We start from the raw sequence: 18,898 nt of genomic DNA on the forward strand, positions 1-18,898 counted from the left end.
CGCTTCAATACGGGCAATTCCAACGTGCCGGCGGTGCCATGAAAGTCAGCCTTTCGCGCAAGTTCTTCTTCGCCATGCTCACGGTGTGTGCATTTGCCGTGCTGGGCATGGTGTTTGCCGCCTACCTGAGCTTGAAGTACGGCTTTCTCGGTTACCTCAACCAGCAGGCCGAGGAGCGCATGGACCGCATCGTGCCGAGGGTCGAGCAGGCCTATGCGCGCAATGGCAGCTGGGATTTCATCCGTCGTGACAAGGACCAGTGGTTCGAGTTGCTGCGCCCGGAAGACGTGCTGCCCAACGCACGTTTCGACGCCAGCCTGCTGACGGTTTCCGACCTGACTGGCGCGTTCGTGCGTTTTGCCCTGCTTGATGCGCAACGTCAGCCGATCATCGGCTACCAGGCCGCCCCGGCCGACATGCTGCTGCGCCCCATCCATCACCAGGGCCAGGTGGTTGGATGGATGGCTCTGGCACCGCTGCAGTCGGTGACCAGCATTGGCGACCAGCGTTTCCAGCTCAACCAGCTGCGCTCCAGCCTGCTGATCGGCCTGGCCTGCCTGCTGGCCACGGCGGTCATCGCCTGGTGGCTGAGCCGCGCCCTGTTGCGGCCCATCCGCGAAGTGGCCAGCGCCACCCATCGCCTGGCAGCAGGCGACTACGCCATCCAGCTGCCGGTGCGTTCGGCGGACGAAGCCGGGCAACTGGCCGGTGACTTCAACCGCATGGCTGCCACGTTGGCCAGCAACGAACGCCTGCGACGCGACTTCATGGCAGACATCTCCCACGAATTACGCACGCCGTTAGCCGTGATGCGCGCCGAGCTGGAGGCCATGGAAGACGGCATTCGCCCCCTGGACGGCAATGCATTGCGTTCACTGCAAGGCGAGGTGGGGGCATTGAGCAAACTGGTTGACGACCTGTTCGACCTGTCGTTGGCCGAGGTCGGCGGCCCTACCTACCGTCGCGAACGTATCGACCTATGCGTGCTGCTGTCGGTGGTTGCCGAAGCCTTCCAGGCCAGTTTCGCCGAACGTGGCCTGGCGCTGCGCCTGGCCTTACCCGGGCAGCCGTTGTGGGTGTTGGGCGACGAGTCGCGACTGGGCCAGTTGTTGCACAATTTGCTGGAGAACAGCCGCCGCTATACCGATGCAGGTGGCCATACTGTGTTGCGTGCGTTTCAGGAGGGTGGCGAGGTGCTGGTGCAATGCGAAGACACCGCCCCCGGCGTCGACAGCGCGTCGCTGGCGCGCCTTTTCGAACGTTTCTACCGCGCCGAGCGCTCGCGCAACCGGGCCAGTGGCGGCACCGGGCTGGGCCTGGCGATCTGTCGCGGTATTGCTGAAGTACACGGTGGTCGGCTGACAGCCAAGGCCTCTGCCATGGGCGGGCTGCTGCTGGTGCTGGCCCTGCCGGTTGCTGGAGAGCAAACATGAGCCGGATCCTGCTGGTGGAAGACGAACCCAAGCTCGCCGCCCTGGTGGGCGATTACCTGCGGGCGGGTGGTTATGGCGTCGATCATCTGGCCGACGGCCTGGCGGTGATCCCGGCCATTCGCCAGGGCCAGTACGACCTGGTGCTGCTGGACCTGATGCTGCCGGGCCGTGACGGCCTGGACATCTGCCGGGAGCTGCGCGGCTTCAGCCACTTGCCGCTGATCATGATGACCGCTCGGGTGGACGAGATCGACCGCCTGCTGGGCCTGGAGCTGGGTGCCGACGATTACATCTGCAAGCCCTTTTCGCCCCGCGAGCTGGTGGCACGGGTGAAGGCGGTGCTGCGCCGCAGTGGCGAGCAGCCAGGCAACCTGGGCCTGGAACTGGATGCCCGTGCATTCCAGGCGCGCTACCGGGGCGTGGCGCTGGAGCTCACACCCGTGGAGTTCCGCATGCTGGCAGCGTTGGCGGTACGCCCGGGGCAGGTGCTGTCGCGGGACCAGTTGATGAACCACATCTACCAGGACCACCGGGTGGTGGCCGACCGCACGGTGGACAGCCATGTGAAGAACCTGCGACGCAAGCTGACTGCGGTGATGCCGGGGCATGACCCGATCCGCTCGGTGTATGGGGTGGGCTACAGCCTGGAATTTGAATGAAGGTGAACGGGGCCGCGCAGCAGCCCCGGTTTCCAGGCCGTCCCGGTCAGCTACCGGTCACTTCGGCTTCTGTTGAGACCTTCACTGAAGCCTTCTTCTCCTGCACCACGATGTAGAACTCCTCGCCATGCTTCACCGCGCCATACAGCACGGCCTTCTCGATCAGCTCGTTACCGCGCAGGTGGCGCAGCATCATCGGGTCTTTGCGCAGGTCGCGGTACAGGGCCAGGCACAGCAGCACCATCACCACCACAAAGGGCAAGGCCACGACGATGGTCAGGTTCTGCAACCCCGTCAGCGCCTCGCCCGGGTCCCGCGGGTCGCCAATCGCCAGCATGATCGCCGCCACGGTACCGGTCAGCGCGCCCCAGAAAATCACCGTGCGCCGCGAGGGTGCGGTGGTGCCATGCTCCGAGAGTGTGCCCATCACCAGCGAGGCGGCGTCGGCACCCGAAACGAAGAAGATGCCCACCAGGATCATCACCAGCACCGAGGTCGCTGAGGCCAGTGGATAGCTGCCCAGCAACTGGTACAGCGCGTGGTTGCTGTTGACTGCGCCATTGGCCAGCTGGAACGCGCCTTCGCGTACGGCATCAATGGCCGCACCGCCAAAAATGGTGAACCACACCAGGCTGACCAGGCTGGGCACCAGCAGTACACCGGTAACGAACTGGCGAATAGTGCGGCCGCGGCTGATGCGGGCGATGAACATGCCCACGAACGGAGTCCAGGAAATCCACCAGGCCCAGTAGAACACGGTCCAGCCGGCCAGCCAGTTGTTCATCTGCTCACCGCCGCTGGCGTTGGTACGGGCCATCATCTCCGGCAGCATCTTGATGTAGATGCCAAGCGAGGTCGGCAGCAGGTTGAGCATCAGCAAGGTCGGGCCGACCATGAACACGAACACTGCCAGCACCAGTGCCAGCACCATGTTGGTGTTGGACAACCACTGGATGCCCTTGCCGATGCCCGACACCGCCGAGGTGACGAAGGCAATGGTCAGCAGGGTGATGATCGAGATGTAGAACAGCTTGCCGGGGCTCTCGATCCAGCCGTTGTACTCCAGGCCGCCGGCAATCTGCAGGGCCCCAAGGCCCAATGAGGCCGCCGAGCCGAACAGCGTGGCGAAAATTGCCATCATGTCGATCATGCGCCCGAGCGGGCCGTTGGCATGCTTGCCGATCAACGGGCGGAAGGCAGCGGAAATCAGCTGTGAACGGCCACGGCGGAAGGTGCCATAGGCAATCACCAGGCCGACGATGGCGTACATGGCCCAAGGGTGCAGGGTCCAGTGGAACAAGGTGGTGGCCATGGCCACCTGCATCGCTTCACTTGTCTGCCCGGTGGCCGAGCCCGGCGGCGGCGACACATAGTGCGACAGCGGCTCGGCAACGCCGAAGAACATCAGGCCGATGCCCATGCCGGCGCTGAACATCATGGCCACCCAGGACACCGTACGGAATTCTGGCTGTTCGCCATCACGCCCCAGTGGCACCCGGCCATAACGGCTGGCGGCCAGCCACAGCACGAACACCACGAACAAGGTGGATGTGAGCACGAAGAACCAGCCAAAGTTGAGAATGACCCAGGACTGCGCGCTGGAAGCGCTGCTGGCGAGGCTGGCCTGGTTGAGGAAACCCCAGAGTACGAACGCGATTGCCAGGAGACTGGTGAAACCAAACACGACGCCGTCGAGTTTGCCCTCGAAATGCCGGTCCTGTCGGGCTTCTGCGGTTTTCGAGGGGTCCGTCACGCCAAGGTCGAGCGTTTCGGTGATGTGTTCCTTTGCCATGAATGATGAGGCCCCTTTGTGGCTTACCTGCGGGCGCAGGCTTGTTGTTGTGTGGGCTACCGAGTTCGATGACGGCCTCGGCGGGGTGGAATGCTGGCGCGATTATCCTGCGCGGGAAAAGGCGCCCCCTGTCTCGATAACGCCCTGGGGCGTCCATTGCGCGACTTGGCAAATACTTTTAGTTCTGGGGGCAATAGCCCTTTCTGCCTCGCGTTCTGGTACCCTGATGGGCATTACCCGGGCCCGCTCATCCGAGCACCGTAGAAGCGCTGCTGCTTGCGGGCCTGGCCGTACCAGGAAACGGAGATTCGTCAAAATGGCCACTGATCGTGTGAGCCTGATTCATTTCGATAAATTGAGCATGAGCCCTGCCGCTGCCGATCGGTTCCAGAAAGCCCTCGACGCGCTGGCAGCGCTCAAGCTGCAGGACCGTTACGTGTACCTCATCGCTCCTTATCTGGGTGATATCGCTGACGCGTCTGACGCCGAGCAACTGGACACCGCCCTGGGCCAGTGCATCCGGGTGGTGGATGAGCTGCTGGCTGCCAGGTCGGTGAGCAAGGTCAAGGCCGAGGAAGTGCGCCAGGTGTTCCACAGCGCTGCCGAGCGTGCGCGGGCAGAACTGCCTGGCTGAGTGGTGGCATGGCCAAAGACATCGACAACCCCTGCGTTTCGTTATGCCAGCTCAACAGCGAGCTGTGCGTGAGCTGTGGCCGCACCCGTGACGAAATCCGCAAGTGGCGGGGCATGAAACGGCCGGAAAAGATGGCCACCGTGCAACGCGCGGCAACGCGGATGAAGGCTATCGTCAAGAAGGCAGCCAAGCGGCAGAATACCGACTGAACCCTCGCGCCCTGTACAGGGCCTTTCCTGATTTGCCTGAAGAGCCTGAAAATGGATGTTCACTCGCTGTTAGCGTTTACCCTGGTTGCCGCCATCGCGATCGGCAGCCCCGGCCCCGCCACCCTCATGGCCATCAACAACAGCCTGGCCCATGGCCAGCGCAGCACGATCTGGTCGTCGTTGGGCAATGGCTCGGGCCTGTTCTGCCTGTCGGCAGCCGCCATGCTGGGCCTGGGCGCGCTGCTGGCCAGTTCTGAAGTGCTGTTCAATGCCGTGAAGATCCTGGGGGCGGGCTACCTGTTCTACCTGGGGGTGCGGCAGTTGCTGAAAAAAGGCCCGATGCTGGCGCAGGCTACGGCAGAGGGTGCGGCCAAGGTTCGCCCCTCGCCGCTGAAGCTCTACAAGTCGGCGTTCCTTACCGCAGTGACCAACCCCAAGGCAACCATGTTCTTCACGGCGCTGTTCCCCCAGTTCATCGACCAAGGGGCCGCATTGTTGCCGCAATTCCTGGCGTTGACCGGTATTTTCGTGGCGTTGTCCCTGGTTTCGCTGAGCATGTATGCCGCGTTGGCTGCACGGGCGAAAGGCGTGCTGACCCGGCCGTCGCTGTCGCGCTGGGTGAGCCGGGTGGTGGGCACCACCTTCATCGGGTTTGGTGCGGCGATCCTGGCGATGCGTCGTCAGGGCGCCTGAGTGCCTGAGAAGGTAATCGACGACTCGTTCCACCGTTAGCCGATGAAAGGCCCATCTACTTTTCGCGCAGGGTCCAGACTGTCTACAGCCCGCACAGATGAATGCTGCAGTTGATCACAGGATGTGGCAGCCTTTGGCCACCACGCCGGGTCACCGGATGTAACTTGTGCCGAGGGTTGTAGATGATCGAGCGTTGCTTTCGCCACGGCTTGCTCCTGTTGTCGTGCCTGCTGCTGCCATTGGCTGCGGTAGCGGAAGAGCCTTGCCGGCGGTTGACCGCCACCGGCAACCCGGAATACCCCCCGTACCTGTGGCGCGACCCGCAAAACCCCCAGCAACTGATCGGTGCCAACGCTGACCTGCTCAAGTACCTGGGCAAGCAGTTGGGGCTGGAGATCGAGGTGGTTTACGGCGGGCCGTGGTCGCGTGCCCAGGAAGAGGTGCGCACCGGCCGGATCGACTTGATGGCCGGGTACTTCATGACCCAGGCCCGGCAGCAACAGATGGACTTCATCACCCCGCCATTTCTGCACACGCCCAGCGTGGTCTGGGTACGCCAGGACAATGCCTTTGCCTACCACCAATGGGCAGACCTGAAAGGTCGCAAAGGCGGGACCTTGGTCAACAACAGCCACGGTCAGCAGTTCGACGACTTTGCCAGGGCCAACCTCATCCTCGAAGCAGTACCCAGCGCCAGGCAGGCATTCGAAAAACTCATGCACAAACGCAGCGACTATGTCGTGTACGAGCAGTACCCCGGCATGGCACTGGCGCGCACCTTGGGGATTGCCAGCACTGTGCAGGTGCTGGAGCCGCCAATCTCCAGCGAAGGGCTGTACCTGGCGCTTTCGCACGATTCGCCCTGCAATCGGCCGCATTTGCGTGAAGCGCTGGCGCGGGAAATGGAAAAGATCGTGGCCGGGGCGTTGCCGCAGCAGTTGTTGCAGCAGAACCTGGAGCGGTGGCAGTAATCAGCGAGGAAGGTGCGCGGCCTCCCGTGCGTGCTTGGCCCGGGTCACGTTGACCGCGCCAGGCAGGGAGACGTCGTTCTTCGCTGCGAGGATTTCGGCCATGACGCTGACGGCGATCTCGGCCGGTGTCTTGCTGCCGATGTAGATGCCAATCGGGCCATGCAAGCGTTGCAGCGACGCCTCGCTTTCGCCGAAGTGCTCGATCAGGCGTTCACGGCGCAGTTGGCTGTTGCGCCGCGAGCCGATGGCGCCAATGTAGAACGCCGGGCTGTGCAAGGCTTCGAGCAGGGCCAGATCATCCAGTTTGGGGTCGTGGCTGACGGCGACGATGGCGCTACGCAGGTCCGCAGCGAAGGCGCGGACCACGTCGTCGGGCATGCCGGCCAGCAGGTTGACGCCGGGCACGCTCCAGCCTGCGGTGTACTCAGGGCGTGGGTCGCACAGCGAAACGTTGAAACCATTGAACAGGGCCATGGTGGCCAGGTATTCGGCCAGAGCGCCACCACCGATCAGCAGTAAACGGTAGCCCGGGCCAAGGGTGTTGAGCATGTGGTGGCCATCGAAGCTGAACAGGTCAGGCGTGCTGGTGGGGGTCAGGCTGATATCACCGTTGTGCAGGTTGAGCCCTCGGCGGACCAGGCTGCCCTTGTCGAGGCAGGCCAGCAGTCGTTCGAGGTGCTGCAGCGGCGTTGCGAACTCCAGCACAAGCTCCAGTGTGCCGCCACAGGGCAGGCCGAAACGGTGTGCCTCATCGGCGCTGACGCCGTAACGCACCACTTGGGGCAAGCCATCGGGCATGCCGGGGCCGCCGTAGGCGGTGGTGTAACGGTGAATGAGGTCGTCCTCGATACAGCCACCGGAGACACTGCCGACCACCCGGCCGTCACTGCGCAAGGCCATCATCGAGCCCACCGGACGCGGGGAGGAGCCCCAGGTGCGGGCGACTGTGGCCAGCAGGACGCGGTGCCCGGCGGTGAGCCAGTCTCGGGTGGTGCGCAGCACCAGCAGGTCGATGCTTTCCATGGGGGGCTCCCGTTCAGCGCATATGCAAAATGATCGGGCTACTGCTGGCCGGGTCGGTATGCCCGCGCAACTTGCCCACGGCCTGTGCATCCACACCACCGCCATGATTACCCCAAGCCATGCGCACGAAGCTGAGCACATCGGCAATTTCCTGGTCACTCAACTGCTCGCGAAAGGCCGGCATGCGGTAGGCATCAGGCAACCCCGCCGTCACCACCCGCTGCGAACCGTTCAAGGTAATGTTGATTGCCGAAGCGTCTTCTTTCGCCAGTGCCGAGGTTGCCCCCGCCAATGGCGGCATCCATGGGTCCTGGCCCTTGCCCTCCAGCCCGTGGCACGAGGCGCAGCGGGTCACGTAGGTATGTGCGCCCGGGCTGTCGAGCTGTGTTGCTGCCGACTCGGCCACGTATTGCCACGGCGCCCCATCGCGCTGCGGGTCGCCGGGAAGCGATTTCAGGTAGTGGGCGATGGCCGCCAGGTCATCGTCGCTCATGAACTGCGTGGAGTTGTTGAACGCCTCGGTCATCGAGCCGAACACGACGGCATGGCGGTTGCGGCCGGTCTTGAGAAACTGCGCAATCTCGTCTTCGCTCCAGCGCCCCAGCCCTGTGTTGTGGTCGGCACGCAGGCTTGGTGCGTACCAGCCATCGAGCAGGGCGCCCGCCAGGAATGGTTTGCCGCTGTCATCCAGCGCCTTTTCGTTGAAGGCCAGGCCACGGGGCGTGTGGCAACTGCCACAGTGACCAGGGCCCTGAACGATATAGGCCCCCCGGTTCCACAGCGCATCCTGCCCGGCCTTGTCGGCGTAAGGCGTGGTGGCGGCGAACAGGCCGTTCCACAGGGCAATGGGCCAGCGCAGGTTCAGCGGCCAGGGGATGTCGCTGGCCAGGTTGGCCTGCCGGGCCGGTTGCACGCCGTGCATGAAGAATGCGTACAGCGCCTTTACATCGTCGTCACTGAGCTTGGCGTAAGACGGGTAGGGCATGGCCGGGTAGAGCCGCCGACCGCCGGGCGCGACACCCTGGCGCACGGCGCGGTCGAAGTCGGCGAGGCTGTAGTTGCCGATACCGTTGTCGCGATCAGGGGTAATGTTGGTGGCGTGGATGGCCCCCAGCGGGGTGGCCATTTCCAGCCCGCCGGCGAACGGTTTGCCGTCCGGCAGGCTGTGGCAAGCCACGCAGTCGCTGAGCCGGGCCACGTACTCGCCACGGCTGACCAGCGCCGGGTCGGCGGCACTGGCCTGTGCATCGACGAACGGCGAGGCAGGCTCGCGGGTGACATACCAGGCCATCAGGCCTGCCGCGACCAGGCACGGCAGCGCCAGCCAGCCAGCGGTTCTTGCGAAACGATGGGTCATGGGGCGATCCTTGTGCGGTCAGCTGAAGGTATGGCGGCTCATTGGCAGGCTGCGCACGCGCTGGCCAGTCAGTTGCGCGACGGCGTTGGCCACCGCCGGGGCTACGGCCGGCAACGGAGGCTCGCCAATGCCGCCCATCTTCGCCCCGCTTTCGACAATGCGCACATGCACCCGGGCCATGCGTGAAGGCGGCAGGATCGGGTACAGGTCGTAGTTGCGCGCTCGCGGTTTGCCATCCACGTATACCGCCTCTTCCACCAGCGTCTGCGACAGCCCCAGGGCGACGGCGCCGTTCACCTGATGCTCGATGATCGCCGGGTTGACGATGCTGCCCGGGTCGATGGCCTGCCAGATGTCGTGCACCTTCACCTGGCCGTTCTCGATCGACACCTCGGCGATGACTGCCGCCTCCGAGCCGAATGGCGAGGCCATGGCCACGCCGCGCGCCCGCTTGCTGCCATCCTCGGCGGTGAACGGGCCGCGCTTCCAGCCACCGGACAGGTCGGCGACCGCGTTCAGCAGATTGGTCAGGCGCGGGTTGTCGCGCAGCAGGTGCAGGCGCAGTTCGAACGGGTCCTTGCCGCCTTTGTCGGCCAGTTCGTCGAGGAACGACTCGTAGAAGAAGTCGTTCAGCGAGTTACCCACCGAGCGCCAGTAGCCGAGCATGGCCGGGCCTTTTACGTAGATCTGCGCGATGCGCTTGTTGGCGATGGCGTAGGCTTTGCCCGACAGCCCTTCAAGCGCGGTCGGGTCGATCTTTTCACCTTGTTTGCCGGCCAGGGCCTCGGTCGGGCCTTCGGTGGCGCTTACCGCTTCGAGGGCCACCGGCATGCCGTCGGCATCCAGGCCGGCGCGGAACTTCACCACGGCGACCGGGCGCAGCACATCACGCAGGAATTCCTCTTCGCGGCTCCAGATAAGCTTCACCGGCCGCCCCACAGCCTTCGCCAGTGCAATGGCCTGCGGGTAGGGGTTGGCCGAGTCGTACAGGAAGTGGCGGCCAAAGAAGCCGCCCAGCAGTGGCGAGTGCAGGTTGATCTGCGCAGCCTCCAGGCCTGTACGTTTGGCAATGTCGTCGCGGAACATGTCCGGTGCCTGGTTGGGCAGCCACACGTCCAGGGTGCCGTCCGCGTTGAAGCGGGCGAGGGCAGAGGGCGGCTCCAGCTGGGCATGGTTCAGGTACTGGTTGTGGTAGCTGGCCTCGACCTTGGTCTTGGCGTTGCTCAAGGCACCCGTGATGTCGCCCTCGTTCTCCTCATCACGTGCCGGGCCCTCGACCGTGGCCAGGTGCTCGCGCCAGCCATCGCTGGAGAAGTCTGCCGGCATCGCCCGCACCTTGGTGTCGGCGGTCGCCTCTTGCCAGTCCACCTGGATAGCCTCCACCGCACGTTTGGCATGCCACCAGCGCTCGGCGACCACGGCGACAGCGCCCGGTAACTGATGCACGGAATGCACACCCTTCATGGCCTTGACCTGCTCTTCGTTGCGCAGGCTGCCCACGGTCATGCCCAGGCGTGGCGCGTGCTGCACGGCGGCGTGGAGCATGCCGTCGACCTTGATGTCGATGCAGTACTGCGCCTTGCCGGTGGACTTGTCGTAGGCATCCAGGCGACGCACCGGCTTGCCGATCCAGCGAAACTGGCTGGGGTCGCGCAATTTGACGCTGTCCGGGTCGGGTACTGGCAGGTCCATGGCGCGGCCGGCAAGTTCGCCATAGGGGATGGAGCGGCCTGTCGTGGTATGTACCACGTTGCCCGGCGTGGTGGAGAGCTCATCGACCGGTACACCCAACTGCTGGGCGCCGGCCTGCAGCAGCATGGCCCGGGCGAGGGCACCCAGGCGGCGCATGGTCGGGTAGCTCATGCGCACCGACATGCTGCCGCCAGTGATGCGCATACCGTTTTCCATGACGACATAGGCTTTGCCCGGTGGCGCGCTGTCGACCACGAAATGGGCAGGGTCGACATCCAGCTCTTCACCTACGATCTGCGCCATGGCTGTGAAGGGCCCTTGCCCGCCTTCCATGAAGGGGCTGAGCAGGCGCACCGTGCCATCCGGGCGAATTTCAAGAAACGCAGGCACTTGTGTACCGCGTTGCGGGGCGGCTGCAGTCGCCGCCTGTACGCGTGCTGACCCCATTGGCAGGCCGAAACCCAGCACCAGGGCCCCGACGGCCGTGCCGGCAAGAAAGCGCCGACGCGACAGGTTGACGGTTTCGCCCATTTGCAGCTTGAGCAGTTCGGCCGGGGTATCGACTGGCGTGTTCATCAGGCCTGCTCCCCTTGGGCCAGCGCATGCACGGCCGCGTGGATGGCGTTGTAGGTGCCGCAGCGGCACAGGTTGACCATGGCCGCGTCGATCTGCGCGTCACTGGGCTTAGGGGTGTGCTTGAGCAGCGCCGTGGCCGCCATCACCTGGCCGGACTGGCAGTAGCCGCACTGGGCCACCTGGTGCTCGACCCAGGCCGCGACCACCCGTTTGCCAACGGCATCGGCTTCGACCGCTTCGATGGTCGTCACTTCGCGCCCGACCACACCGGCCACCGGGGTGACACAGGCGCGCACCACGTTGCCGTCCACCAGCACCGAACAGGCGCCGCACTGGGCCAGGCCGCAGCCATACTTGGTGCCGGTCAGCCCCAGGTCGTCGCGGATTACCCACAGCAGGGGCGTGTCGGCGTCCACCTCGACCTGATAGGTCTTCTGGTTGATGCGTAGTTCCATGGTTCACCTGCCAATCATCGGTTGCTGTCGCTGTGTTTTTTTGGGGCGGGGAATACGTTGTTCCCCAGAGAAGAAACGCTAGCACAGGGGCATGACCGCTGGTCCGGTGGCGGGGGCAGGTCCAGAGGATCAGGCAAGCAATCCGGTGGAATGCGCAAGCGACGAGGTAAACAGGACTTCCAGGCTGAAAACCCGGATAATGCCGGCCACTTTCGTTTTGCACGCTTAAATCACGGTAAACCCGCATGGAAATCAAGGTCAATTTTCTCGACAATCTCCGTCTCGAAGCCAAGTTCGACGACTTCACGGTGATCGCCGACCAACCGATCCGCTACAAGGGTGATGGTTCGGCCCCAGGCCCGTTCGATTACTTCCTGGCGTCTTCGGCCTTGTGCGCGGCTTACTTCGTCAAGCTGTACTGCCAGACCCGCGACATCCCGACCGAAAACATTCGCCTGTCGCAAAACAACATCGTCGACCCGGAAAACCGCTACAACCAGATCTTCAAGATCCAGGTCGAGCTGCCCGAAGACATTTCCGAGAAGGACCGCCAGGGCATCCTGCGCTCGATCGACCGCTGCACCGTCAAGAAGGTGGTACAGACCGGCCCCGAGTTCGTGATCGAGGTGGTCGACAACCTCGATGCCGACGCCCAGGGCCTGCTGATGCCGGTGTCGGACAGCACCACCTACATCCCTGGCAAGGACCTGCCGCTGGAGCAGACCATCGCCAACATGTCGGGCATCCTGGCCGGGTTAGGGATGAAGATCGAGATCGCTTCGTGGCGCAATATCGTGCCCAACGTGTGGTCGTTGCATGTGCGTGATGCGCAGTCACCGATGTGCTTCACCAATGGCAAGGGTGCCACCAAGGAAGCCGCGCTGGCATCGGCGCTGGGTGAGTTCATCGAGCGCCTGAACTGCAACTTCTTCTATAACGACCAGTTCTGGGGCGAGGACCTGGCCAACGCGCCGTTCGTGCATTACCCGAACGAGCAGTGGTTCAAGCCTGGCCCACGCGATGCGCTGCCCGCCGAGATCCTCGACGAGCACTGCCTGGCAATCTACAACCCCGACGGTGAGCTGCGCGGTTCGCACTTGTACGACACCAACTCGGGCAACACGGCGCGCGGCATCTGCTCGCTGCCGTTCGTGCGCCAATCGGACGAGCAGGTGGTGTACTTCCCCTCCAACCTGATCGAAAACCTGTTCCTCAGCAACGGCATGAGCGCTGGCAACACCCTCGCTGAAGCGCAGGTGCAGTGCCTGTCGGAAATCTTCGAGCGCGCAGTCAAGCGCGAAATCCTCGAAGGCGAGCTGTGCCTGCCGGATGTGCCGCAGGAAGTACTGGCCAAGTACCCGGCCATCGTTGCCGGCATTCAGGGCCTGGAAGAGCAGGGCTTCCCGGTGCTGGTCAAGGATGCGTCGCTGGGTGGCGAATTCCCGGTCATGTGCGTGACCCTGATGAACCCGCGCACCGGCGGCGTATTCGCCTCGTTCGGCGCCCACCCAAGCCTGGAAGTGGCACTGGAGCGCAGCCTTACCGAACTGCTGCAGGGCCGCAGCTTCGAAGGCCTGAACGACCTGCCGCAGCCCACCTTCGAAAGCCACGCGCTGACCGAGCCGAACAACTTCGTCGAGCACTTCATCGACTCCAGCGGTGTGGTGTCGTGGCGCTTCTTCAGCGCCAAGGCCGACTTCGAGTTCGTCGAGTGGGACTTCTCCGGTCACGGCGAGGATTCCAATATTCAAGAGGCCGCAACCCTGTTCGGCATCCTTGAAGACCTGGGCAAGGAAGTGTACATGGCGGTGTACGACAACCTGGGCGCCACTGCCTGCCGCATCCTGGTGCCGGGCTACTCGGAAATCTACCCGGTCGAGGACCTGATCTGGGACAACACCAACCGCGCCTTGTCGTTCCGTGCCGATATCCTCAACCTGCACAACCTTGAAAGCCGCCCCCTGAAGCTGCTGCTCAAGCGCCTGGACAACTGCGATGTGGATGACTACACCACCATCACCACACTGATTGGCGTGGAGTTCGACGAAAACACGGTGTGGGGCCAGTTGACCATTCTGGAACTGAAGCTGCTGATCTGCCTGGCAGTGCAGCGCTTCGAGGAGGCCAAGGAGCTGGTCGAGGCGTTCCTGCAGTTCAACGACAACACCGTCGAGCGCGGGTTGTTCTACCAGGCCTTGAACGTGGTGCTGGAAGTGCAACTGGATGACGAGCTGGAGATGGACGACTACGAAGCCAACTTCCGCCGCATGTTCGGCAACGCACGCATGGATGCTGTGCTGGGCTCGTTGGATGGCAGCGTGCGCTTCCATGGCCTGACCCCGACTAGCATGAAGCTGGAAGGCCTCGATCGCCACCTGCGCTTGATCGAGAGCTACAAAAAGCTGCACGCCGCCCGGGCCAAGTTCGCCTGAGGACGCAATCTCTTGCAGGGCTAGTTAATAGCCCTGCTCGATATCCAGATGTCGCGCGAACACCGGCGTAGCCGTTGCCATATATCGCTTTGATCACAGCCCTATCCCCAATTCGCCTTTCCGCTTGGCCTGAGAGGCGCGTAACATCTTGCTCCCCAAATCCATGGCGCGTTAACCGCCAGAAGGACCTCGGCCGCGCACAGCAAAAAGGCGCAGACCATGAGCACCCCTTTGGATACCAATGCCCTCAAAGCCCGTCAGCAAGCCGCCTGGGCCAGCGGTGACTACGCGGTGATCGGCACCACCCTGCAACTGGTTGGCGAGCGCCTGGCAGAAGCCTGTGACCTGCGCTGGGATGAGCAGGTGCTGGATGTTGCGGCCGGCAACGGCAACGCCACACTGGCGGCCGCCCGACGCGGTTGCCGCGTCACCTCCACCGACTATGTACCCGAACTGCTCAAGCGTGGTGAAGAGCGGGCACGGGCCGAACACCTGAATGTGCTGTTTCAGGCTGCCGATGCCGAAGCGTTGCCGTTTGCCGATGGCACCTTCGATGCGGTGCTCTCCACGTTCGGTGTGATGTTTGCCCCTGATCAGGCCCAGGCCGCACGTGAGCTGGGGCGGGTATGCCGGCCCGGTGGCCGTATAGGCTTGGCCAACTGGACCCCGCAAGGTTTTGTCGGGCAGATGTTCAAGACCCTCGGGCGGCATGTGCCGCCACCCGCCGGGGCCTTGCCGCCCTCGCGGTGGGGTGACGAGGAACAGTTGCGCGTGATGTTCGAAGGGGTGCTGGGTGAGCTGAATGTCAGCCGCCAGCAGTTCAACTTCCGCTACCGCTCGGCGGCGCATTTCATCGAGGTGTTTCGTACCTGGTACGGGCCGGTGCACAAGGCGTTCGCTTCGCTGGATGCGGAGAAGGCCAGTGCTTTGGAACGAGACCTTACTCAATTGCTGGATGAGAGCAATGTGGGAGGGCCTTCATCGTTGGTGGTACCCAGCGAATACCTTGAGGTGGTGATCATTCGCGGGCGTTAGCCGGCACACCTTCAAAAGCCTCGGCGGGTGGCGGTGCCGCGCGAACATTGAAGAGCTTGCAGATGAAGTACCAACAGATGGCGACGGTCAGGTTGTAAGGGAACAGCACGGCCCAGAAGGGCAGTTGCCAGTTTTTCTTACCCTGCATTTCACCGGGTTCGCCGGTTCGCCAGGGGGCGTAGTGGCGCCAGGCTTCAGCCGGGGTCAGGCAGATGGCATGCAGGGGCTTGTGCCACCAGTTGGGTTCGCCGGGCGGGGGGAGTTTATCGGGGCCGTAAGCCATGAAGTGGCGCAGGTATTCCCAGACTTCGGCGACGTGCCTGACGTCGGACTCGGTGGGTTCGTTGCTGTCGACCCAGAGGCAGTCTTTTTGGTGGAGGCTGCCGTCTGCTCGGCGCGGGGCGAAGGCGAGGGCGTAGCTGGTGCTGAAGGATGAGCCACCAAATTCGGTGCGTTTGAATACGCCGCCTCCTGTATTGCTCCAATCAAAGACCATAAGTTTATTTATTCGTTTGTAATAGATTTTTTGGGTTGATCTATTGAGGTAGATGCTGGAGAGTTTCTTTATGAAGAAAATTCGATAGGCTAGGAATGGTGTGAAAATGAGTGGTCCAAATATTTGTATTGCAATAAAGGCGAGGGCGCCTTTCTGTTCATAATTGATCGTGTAGATCAAAGATCCTATATAGGATGTCATGGCTATGGCTAAGATTGTGCCAGTATACATTTTGGCCATGAAGACTGAGTCAGAAACCCACGGGTTTCTCAACTGTGCTACTGTGTCGGTCAAGCTGGAAATTTGTCCTTGAATTTTTGGTTTGATATCCGTTTTTTTGTGTGGGCTGAATAGCCATATTGTTGTCATGGTACTACCTTTCAATGTGCAGGCTTGAGGATGAATGAGTGTTTTTGGATAGTCCTTGATTGGGTTGGTATTCTATTGTTAGTGTGGCGCTTTTGGCTCTGGCACTATCTATTTTGTAATGCAAAATAAGCCCTGCCGAATTCAAGTGACAAGTCGGTTCTGCTCGCAAGTTTGTTGAAGTGTTGTCGAAGTCCTTGGCTGTCAAGGTGCCATGCCATTGGCTTTGCCCTACAGTAAAGTCTTTTAGCAGTACGGTGAACTCTATAGTGGCCATGGCCTCATCCACATGGCTGTGAATGATTGTTGCCCAATCCGGTGTTGGCCAGTGACTTTCTGAGCTCAACCTTGTAGTCAATCCCTCAAGATTCAGCAATGCTGCTTGCTCAGCTGTCAGTGCAACGGGGGCGTAAACTTGAGCATGCCAAGACTCAAGCTCTTCGTTGATGTTGGCGAAGCCTGGGAGAAAGCCTTGGTAATCTAATCTTATCCCGGCACGGATCTCTCCATCGTTTTGTTTTGTGCCAAAAATACTTCTGCTTGCCCATAGTTCTATCGGGCTATGAAGGCGCTCATGCGCTTTAGCGTGTAGGTAAAGTCCCCCAGCAAGCACGATGGCACCGACTAGCACTAGGCTCGCTGCGGTCCAACCCGCAAAGGGAATTAAAAACGTTGGGCCAGCGATGGCGAGGCTAGCCTCAAGCATAAGAGTGGCCCCTGCGGCAGATGTGAATCCAGCGGCAGCAGTGTAAGCACCTGATATGGCGTTGCCGTTTTGTGACTGTCGATACCCTTTTAACAGGTCTGAAGTTAATCCCAGTATAATCGCCGGGTAGCCAGAAGCGCGCGCGAATAAATTGCTGCCTAAGTGTTTTATAATTCCGTTGCCAAACGCCATCCCTGGCGCTGTCGAACTTAACCTCAGCATCACGGCCTTCTGCGTGGCCCTTACGCTAACCAGCGTCGCCGCTGCTGCACCGATCACCCCGAAAATCGACGAAGCAAAACCCAAGGTGTATTCCGGGGCATTGCTCTTTTGCAGGCTGTTGTAGGCCGTCTGGAGCGATAGGATGTTGTACCACAGCATCCCCGCGTTCAAACCACCGCCTCCTCCCGAGGTGAGCATCCCGAGAAAGTTGGGTTTCACCCGTGCAGTGGTGGTCAGTTCGATCGAGATCGTCCGGCTCCCCGAAATGCGCAGCTGTTTCATCTCCTCAACCTGCGCCATGCCATTCTTCAGGTACTTCTCCACCTCCTGGCTGAACGGGTTGTTCTTGATGGCCTGCCCGGTGATCCCGTAACGCGCAGCCAACAACCCCAGCGCTTTCTCGGCATTCGCTTCACGCGCCGCCAACAACACCTGCTGGCGCAGGCCATGGCTGGCGTCCCAGCGGGTTTGCCCGCGCAGGCGCTTGAGCACCACGGTATTGACCGACTGGGCGGTAAGGTCGGTGATGTCGGCCATGGCCGGGAAGCGACCGGCCAGCCCCTTGATCACATTGTCTACGGCGCCGAACAGGCTGCCGATCGAATCGGCCTTGTCCTTGAACGGGTTGAAGGGCGCCAGGGCGGTGTACAGCGGGCTGTCGTCCCGGTCCAGCCACTGTTCCAGGCGTTTGAAGCGCCGATCCAGCTCTTCGGCGCCCGGCGTCGGTTGGCCCATCGGGTGGATCAGCAGCGCCAGGGAGATTTCCAGGCCACGGGCGGACACGATTTCGTCGCGGTCGTAGCAGGCCAGGGCGGCGGCCAGGCTGTAGGGGTTGTCGATATGCTCGGGCTCGGCCGTCGCCAGCCAGGCGTCATGGTCGTTGCTGGCGTGCAAGGCCTGGTTGCGCAGGGCGGCCATCCGGCGTCCCAGCTCGTCACGTTCGGCGAGGAAGCGCCGGTATTTGTCCAGATCGAGGCGCTGTGCCAGGCGCGCGCCGTGGGGGGAGTAGTCTTTGTGGGTGAGGGCCTGGAAATGTGACTCGGCGGGCGACAGGGCGGGGCCCCGGCGTTCCGTGCCCAGCCGGAACGCGGCGAGTTCCGGCGAGGCAGCGTCGGCCGGATACATACTCTCCAGCGTCTTGTTCAGCAGCATGGCCACCAGGTTGCGATGGTGAAAATCACGGCTCTGCGTGCTCAACTGTTCGGCATCCAGCTGGAAGCACGCCGGCACGCGTTCGTGCTCGGGCGGTTGGGCGGGTTTGGTGTGTTGCAGCTGCTCGGCGGGCATCAGGTCGCGCAGCTGGTGCTGGTAGGCCGACACCGACAGGCTGAGGTCCAGGGCCATGCCTTCGGCGTCGGCGAGTGCGACCACCACCGGCACTTTGGGTTGGGTCCAGGGATAGTGCCGGGCCACGGCGACGAGGTTGCCGATGGGCAAGGTGTCGGTGATCGGGTCGCTGCTCCAGCTCAACGGCATGCGCCGCTCGGTGGGCTTGAAGTCTTCGACCCAGGTTTGCAGGGCACTGACCGGCAAGACATGGGGCTGGGTCGAGGGTGCCCGGTTGCCGGCTATCAGTTCGGCCATGTCCAGCCGGCGCATGTGCCGTTTACGCAGGACGGACGAGCCGGTGATGCGGGCGGTCATGGCGTTGGTCCACAGGTGCGGGCTGTAGCCGATCCACACCTCCCTGGCGGTATCGGGGCAGGTGTCGGCCCACACCCAGCCCATGGGGCGGCTGGACAGGTAACGGTCACGCCGGTGGTAGCCATCCAGCCCTTTGTAGAGCAGTTCCTTGTACAGGCCCGCGCCAACGTACTCATGGATGACCAGCTTCTGGCCCACAGGGCCTTTCATGAACACGTAGACATAACCCGGGCGCAATGCGCGGAGGGTATAGGCGGAGCGCTGCAGCGGGGCGAAGCCTTGTTCCAGGTTGAAGCCTGAATCGGCGTAACGGCAGGCGGGTGCGTCAGCGGTGCGCGGCACGATGGCATAGCGGATGGGCAGAATGGGGACGCGTGCGCTGCAGGCAGGGCCGGAAGTGGCGCTGCTGACGGAAGCATCAGTCATGTGAACTCCTTGTTCAGCACTTGCCGTTACAGGTCGTGCACAAGCCCAGTGCGCACTACTTTGGCTTCGAGAGGGTT

15 protein-coding genes are annotated in these 18,898 nt (G+C 62.6%); 8 read left to right on the forward strand and 7 right to left on the reverse strand.

All coding sequences use genetic code 11. The annotated features are described in order from the left end of the window. The first annotated feature begins 38 nt into the window (after nucleotides 1-38). The gene (locus QQ992_RS11055; protein WP_286113379.1) at nucleotides 39-1,433 is read left to right on the forward strand and encodes an ATP-binding protein; all 1,395 of its coding nucleotides are present in this window, start codon (nucleotides 39-41) and stop codon (nucleotides 1,431-1,433) included. Next, nucleotides 1,430-2,092 carry a response regulator gene (locus tag QQ992_RS11060; protein WP_286113380.1) on the forward strand — a complete coding sequence of 221 codons (663 nt, stop codon included), beginning with the start codon at nucleotides 1,430-1,432 and terminating at the stop codon, nucleotides 2,090-2,092. The genes QQ992_RS11055 and QQ992_RS11060 overlap by 4 nt, the downstream gene beginning before the upstream one ends. Nucleotides 2,093-2,138: 46 nt before the next feature. On the opposite strand, the gene QQ992_RS11065 is transcribed toward QQ992_RS11060, so the two are convergent. Beyond that, nucleotides 2,139-3,884, reverse strand: coding sequence for a BCCT family transporter (locus QQ992_RS11065; protein WP_286113381.1), 1,746 nt, complete (start codon nucleotides 3,882-3,884; stop codon nucleotides 2,139-2,141). A gap of 316 nt (nucleotides 3,885-4,200) precedes the next feature. Here QQ992_RS11065 and QQ992_RS11070 point away from each other — a divergent pair, with 316 nt between their 5' ends. The 4 genes from QQ992_RS11070 to QQ992_RS11085 all read left to right on the forward strand — a co-directional run bounded on the left by QQ992_RS11070 (nucleotide 4,201) and on the right by QQ992_RS11085 (nucleotide 6,391). Next, the gene (locus tag QQ992_RS11070) at nucleotides 4,201-4,518 is read left to right on the forward strand and encodes a hypothetical protein (RefSeq protein WP_105948807.1); all 318 of its coding nucleotides are present in this window, start codon (nucleotides 4,201-4,203) and stop codon (nucleotides 4,516-4,518) included. An 8-nt stretch (nucleotides 4,519-4,526) separates the two neighbouring features. Further along, entirely contained in the window at nucleotides 4,527-4,727 is a 201-nt protein-coding gene (locus tag QQ992_RS11075) for a DUF1289 domain-containing protein (protein WP_028697727.1), read from the forward strand. Nucleotides 4,728-4,778: 51 nt separating this feature from the next. Continuing rightward, nucleotides 4,779-5,420 carry a LysE family translocator gene (locus tag QQ992_RS11080; protein ID WP_286113382.1) on the forward strand — a complete coding sequence of 214 codons (642 nt, stop codon included), beginning with the start codon at nucleotides 4,779-4,781 and terminating at the stop codon, nucleotides 5,418-5,420. Between the two features lie 182 nt (nucleotides 5,421-5,602). Beyond that, nucleotides 5,603-6,391: a substrate-binding periplasmic protein gene (locus QQ992_RS11085; protein WP_286113383.1), complete on the forward strand. Its 789-nt coding sequence runs from the start codon at nucleotides 5,603-5,605 to the stop codon at nucleotides 6,389-6,391. Here QQ992_RS11085 and QQ992_RS11090 read toward each other — a convergent pair whose 3' ends face one another. The 4 genes from QQ992_RS11090 to QQ992_RS11105 are packed head-to-tail and all read right to left on the reverse strand — an operon-like array spanning nucleotide 6,392 to nucleotide 11,494. Further along, nucleotides 6,392-7,414: an XdhC family protein gene (locus QQ992_RS11090; protein WP_286113384.1), complete on the reverse strand. Its 1,023-nt coding sequence runs from the start codon at nucleotides 7,412-7,414 to the stop codon at nucleotides 6,392-6,394. A gap of 13 nt (nucleotides 7,415-7,427) precedes the next feature. Further along, entirely contained in the window at nucleotides 7,428-8,771 is a 1,344-nt protein-coding gene (locus tag QQ992_RS11095; protein WP_286113385.1) for a c-type cytochrome, read from the reverse strand. Between the two features lie 18 nt (nucleotides 8,772-8,789). Next, nucleotides 8,790-11,039 (reverse strand): xanthine dehydrogenase family protein molybdopterin-binding subunit, encoded by a 2,250-nt coding sequence (locus QQ992_RS11100; protein WP_286113386.1) that lies wholly within the window; start codon nucleotides 11,037-11,039, stop codon nucleotides 8,790-8,792. Next, nucleotides 11,039-11,494 carry a (2Fe-2S)-binding protein gene (locus QQ992_RS11105; RefSeq protein WP_060497053.1) on the reverse strand — a complete coding sequence of 152 codons (456 nt, stop codon included), beginning with the start codon at nucleotides 11,492-11,494 and terminating at the stop codon, nucleotides 11,039-11,041. The genes QQ992_RS11100 and QQ992_RS11105 overlap by 1 nt, the downstream gene beginning before the upstream one ends. A 245-nt stretch (nucleotides 11,495-11,739) precedes the next feature. Here QQ992_RS11105 and QQ992_RS11110 point away from each other — a divergent pair, with 245 nt between their 5' ends. Then, entirely contained in the window at nucleotides 11,740-13,926 is a 2,187-nt protein-coding gene (locus tag QQ992_RS11110; protein ID WP_119369673.1) for an OsmC domain/YcaO domain-containing protein, read from the forward strand. Between the two features lie 219 nt (nucleotides 13,927-14,145). Beyond that, the gene (locus tag QQ992_RS11115; protein ID WP_286113387.1) at nucleotides 14,146-14,961 is read left to right on the forward strand and encodes a class I SAM-dependent methyltransferase; all 816 of its coding nucleotides are present in this window, start codon (nucleotides 14,146-14,148) and stop codon (nucleotides 14,959-14,961) included. Here the strand turns inward: QQ992_RS11115 and QQ992_RS11120 are convergent. Together QQ992_RS11120 and QQ992_RS11125 are read right to left on the reverse strand one after the other, a co-directional pair. Then, nucleotides 14,945-15,826, reverse strand: coding sequence for a DUF6708 domain-containing protein (locus QQ992_RS11120; protein WP_286113388.1), 882 nt, complete (start codon nucleotides 15,824-15,826; stop codon nucleotides 14,945-14,947). The genes QQ992_RS11115 and QQ992_RS11120 overlap by 17 nt on opposite strands. A 4-nt stretch (nucleotides 15,827-15,830) precedes the next feature. Then, complete coding sequence (locus QQ992_RS11125) at nucleotides 15,831-18,821, reverse strand: T6SS effector BTH_I2691 family protein (RefSeq protein ID WP_286113389.1); 2,991 nt, start codon at nucleotides 18,819-18,821, stop codon at nucleotides 15,831-15,833. Nucleotides 18,822-18,898 lie beyond the last annotated feature (77 nt).

It is taken from the genome of Pseudomonas kurunegalensis, from assembly GCF_030291635.1.
Lineage (GTDB): Bacteria > Pseudomonadota > Gammaproteobacteria > Pseudomonadales > Pseudomonadaceae > Aquipseudomonas > Aquipseudomonas monteilii.

Coding starts and splice junctions, on each gene's coding strand:
- QQ992_RS11120 (WP_286113388.1), bottom strand. CDS start 15,826: ATGACAACAATATGGCTATTCAGCCCACACAAAAAAACGGATATCAAA.
- QQ992_RS11095 (WP_286113385.1), bottom strand. CDS start 8,771: ATGACCCATCGTTTCGCAAGAACCGCTGGCTGGCTGGCGCTGCCGTGC.
- QQ992_RS11110 (WP_119369673.1), top strand. CDS start 11,740: ATGGAAATCAAGGTCAATTTTCTCGACAATCTCCGTCTCGAAGCCAAG.
- QQ992_RS11075 (WP_028697727.1), top strand. CDS start 4,527: ATGGCCAAAGACATCGACAACCCCTGCGTTTCGTTATGCCAGCTCAAC.
- QQ992_RS11090 (WP_286113384.1), bottom strand. CDS start 7,414: ATGGAAAGCATCGACCTGCTGGTGCTGCGCACCACCCGAGACTGGCTC.
- QQ992_RS11085 (WP_286113383.1), top strand. CDS start 5,603: ATGATCGAGCGTTGCTTTCGCCACGGCTTGCTCCTGTTGTCGTGCCTG.
- QQ992_RS11070 (WP_105948807.1), top strand. CDS start 4,201: ATGGCCACTGATCGTGTGAGCCTGATTCATTTCGATAAATTGAGCATG.
- QQ992_RS11055 (WP_286113379.1), top strand. CDS start 39: ATGAAAGTCAGCCTTTCGCGCAAGTTCTTCTTCGCCATGCTCACGGTG.
- QQ992_RS11100 (WP_286113386.1), bottom strand. CDS start 11,039: ATGAACACGCCAGTCGATACCCCGGCCGAACTGCTCAAGCTGCAAATG.
- QQ992_RS11125 (WP_286113389.1), bottom strand. CDS start 18,821: ATGACTGATGCTTCCGTCAGCAGCGCCACTTCCGGCCCTGCCTGCAGC.
- QQ992_RS11065 (WP_286113381.1), bottom strand. CDS start 3,884: ATGGCAAAGGAACACATCACCGAAACGCTCGACCTTGGCGTGACGGAC.
- QQ992_RS11115 (WP_286113387.1), top strand. CDS start 14,146: ATGAGCACCCCTTTGGATACCAATGCCCTCAAAGCCCGTCAGCAAGCC.
- QQ992_RS11060 (WP_286113380.1), top strand. CDS start 1,430: ATGAGCCGGATCCTGCTGGTGGAAGACGAACCCAAGCTCGCCGCCCTG.
- QQ992_RS11105 (WP_060497053.1), bottom strand. CDS start 11,494: ATGGAACTACGCATCAACCAGAAGACCTATCAGGTCGAGGTGGACGCC.
- QQ992_RS11080 (WP_286113382.1), top strand. CDS start 4,779: ATGGATGTTCACTCGCTGTTAGCGTTTACCCTGGTTGCCGCCATCGCG.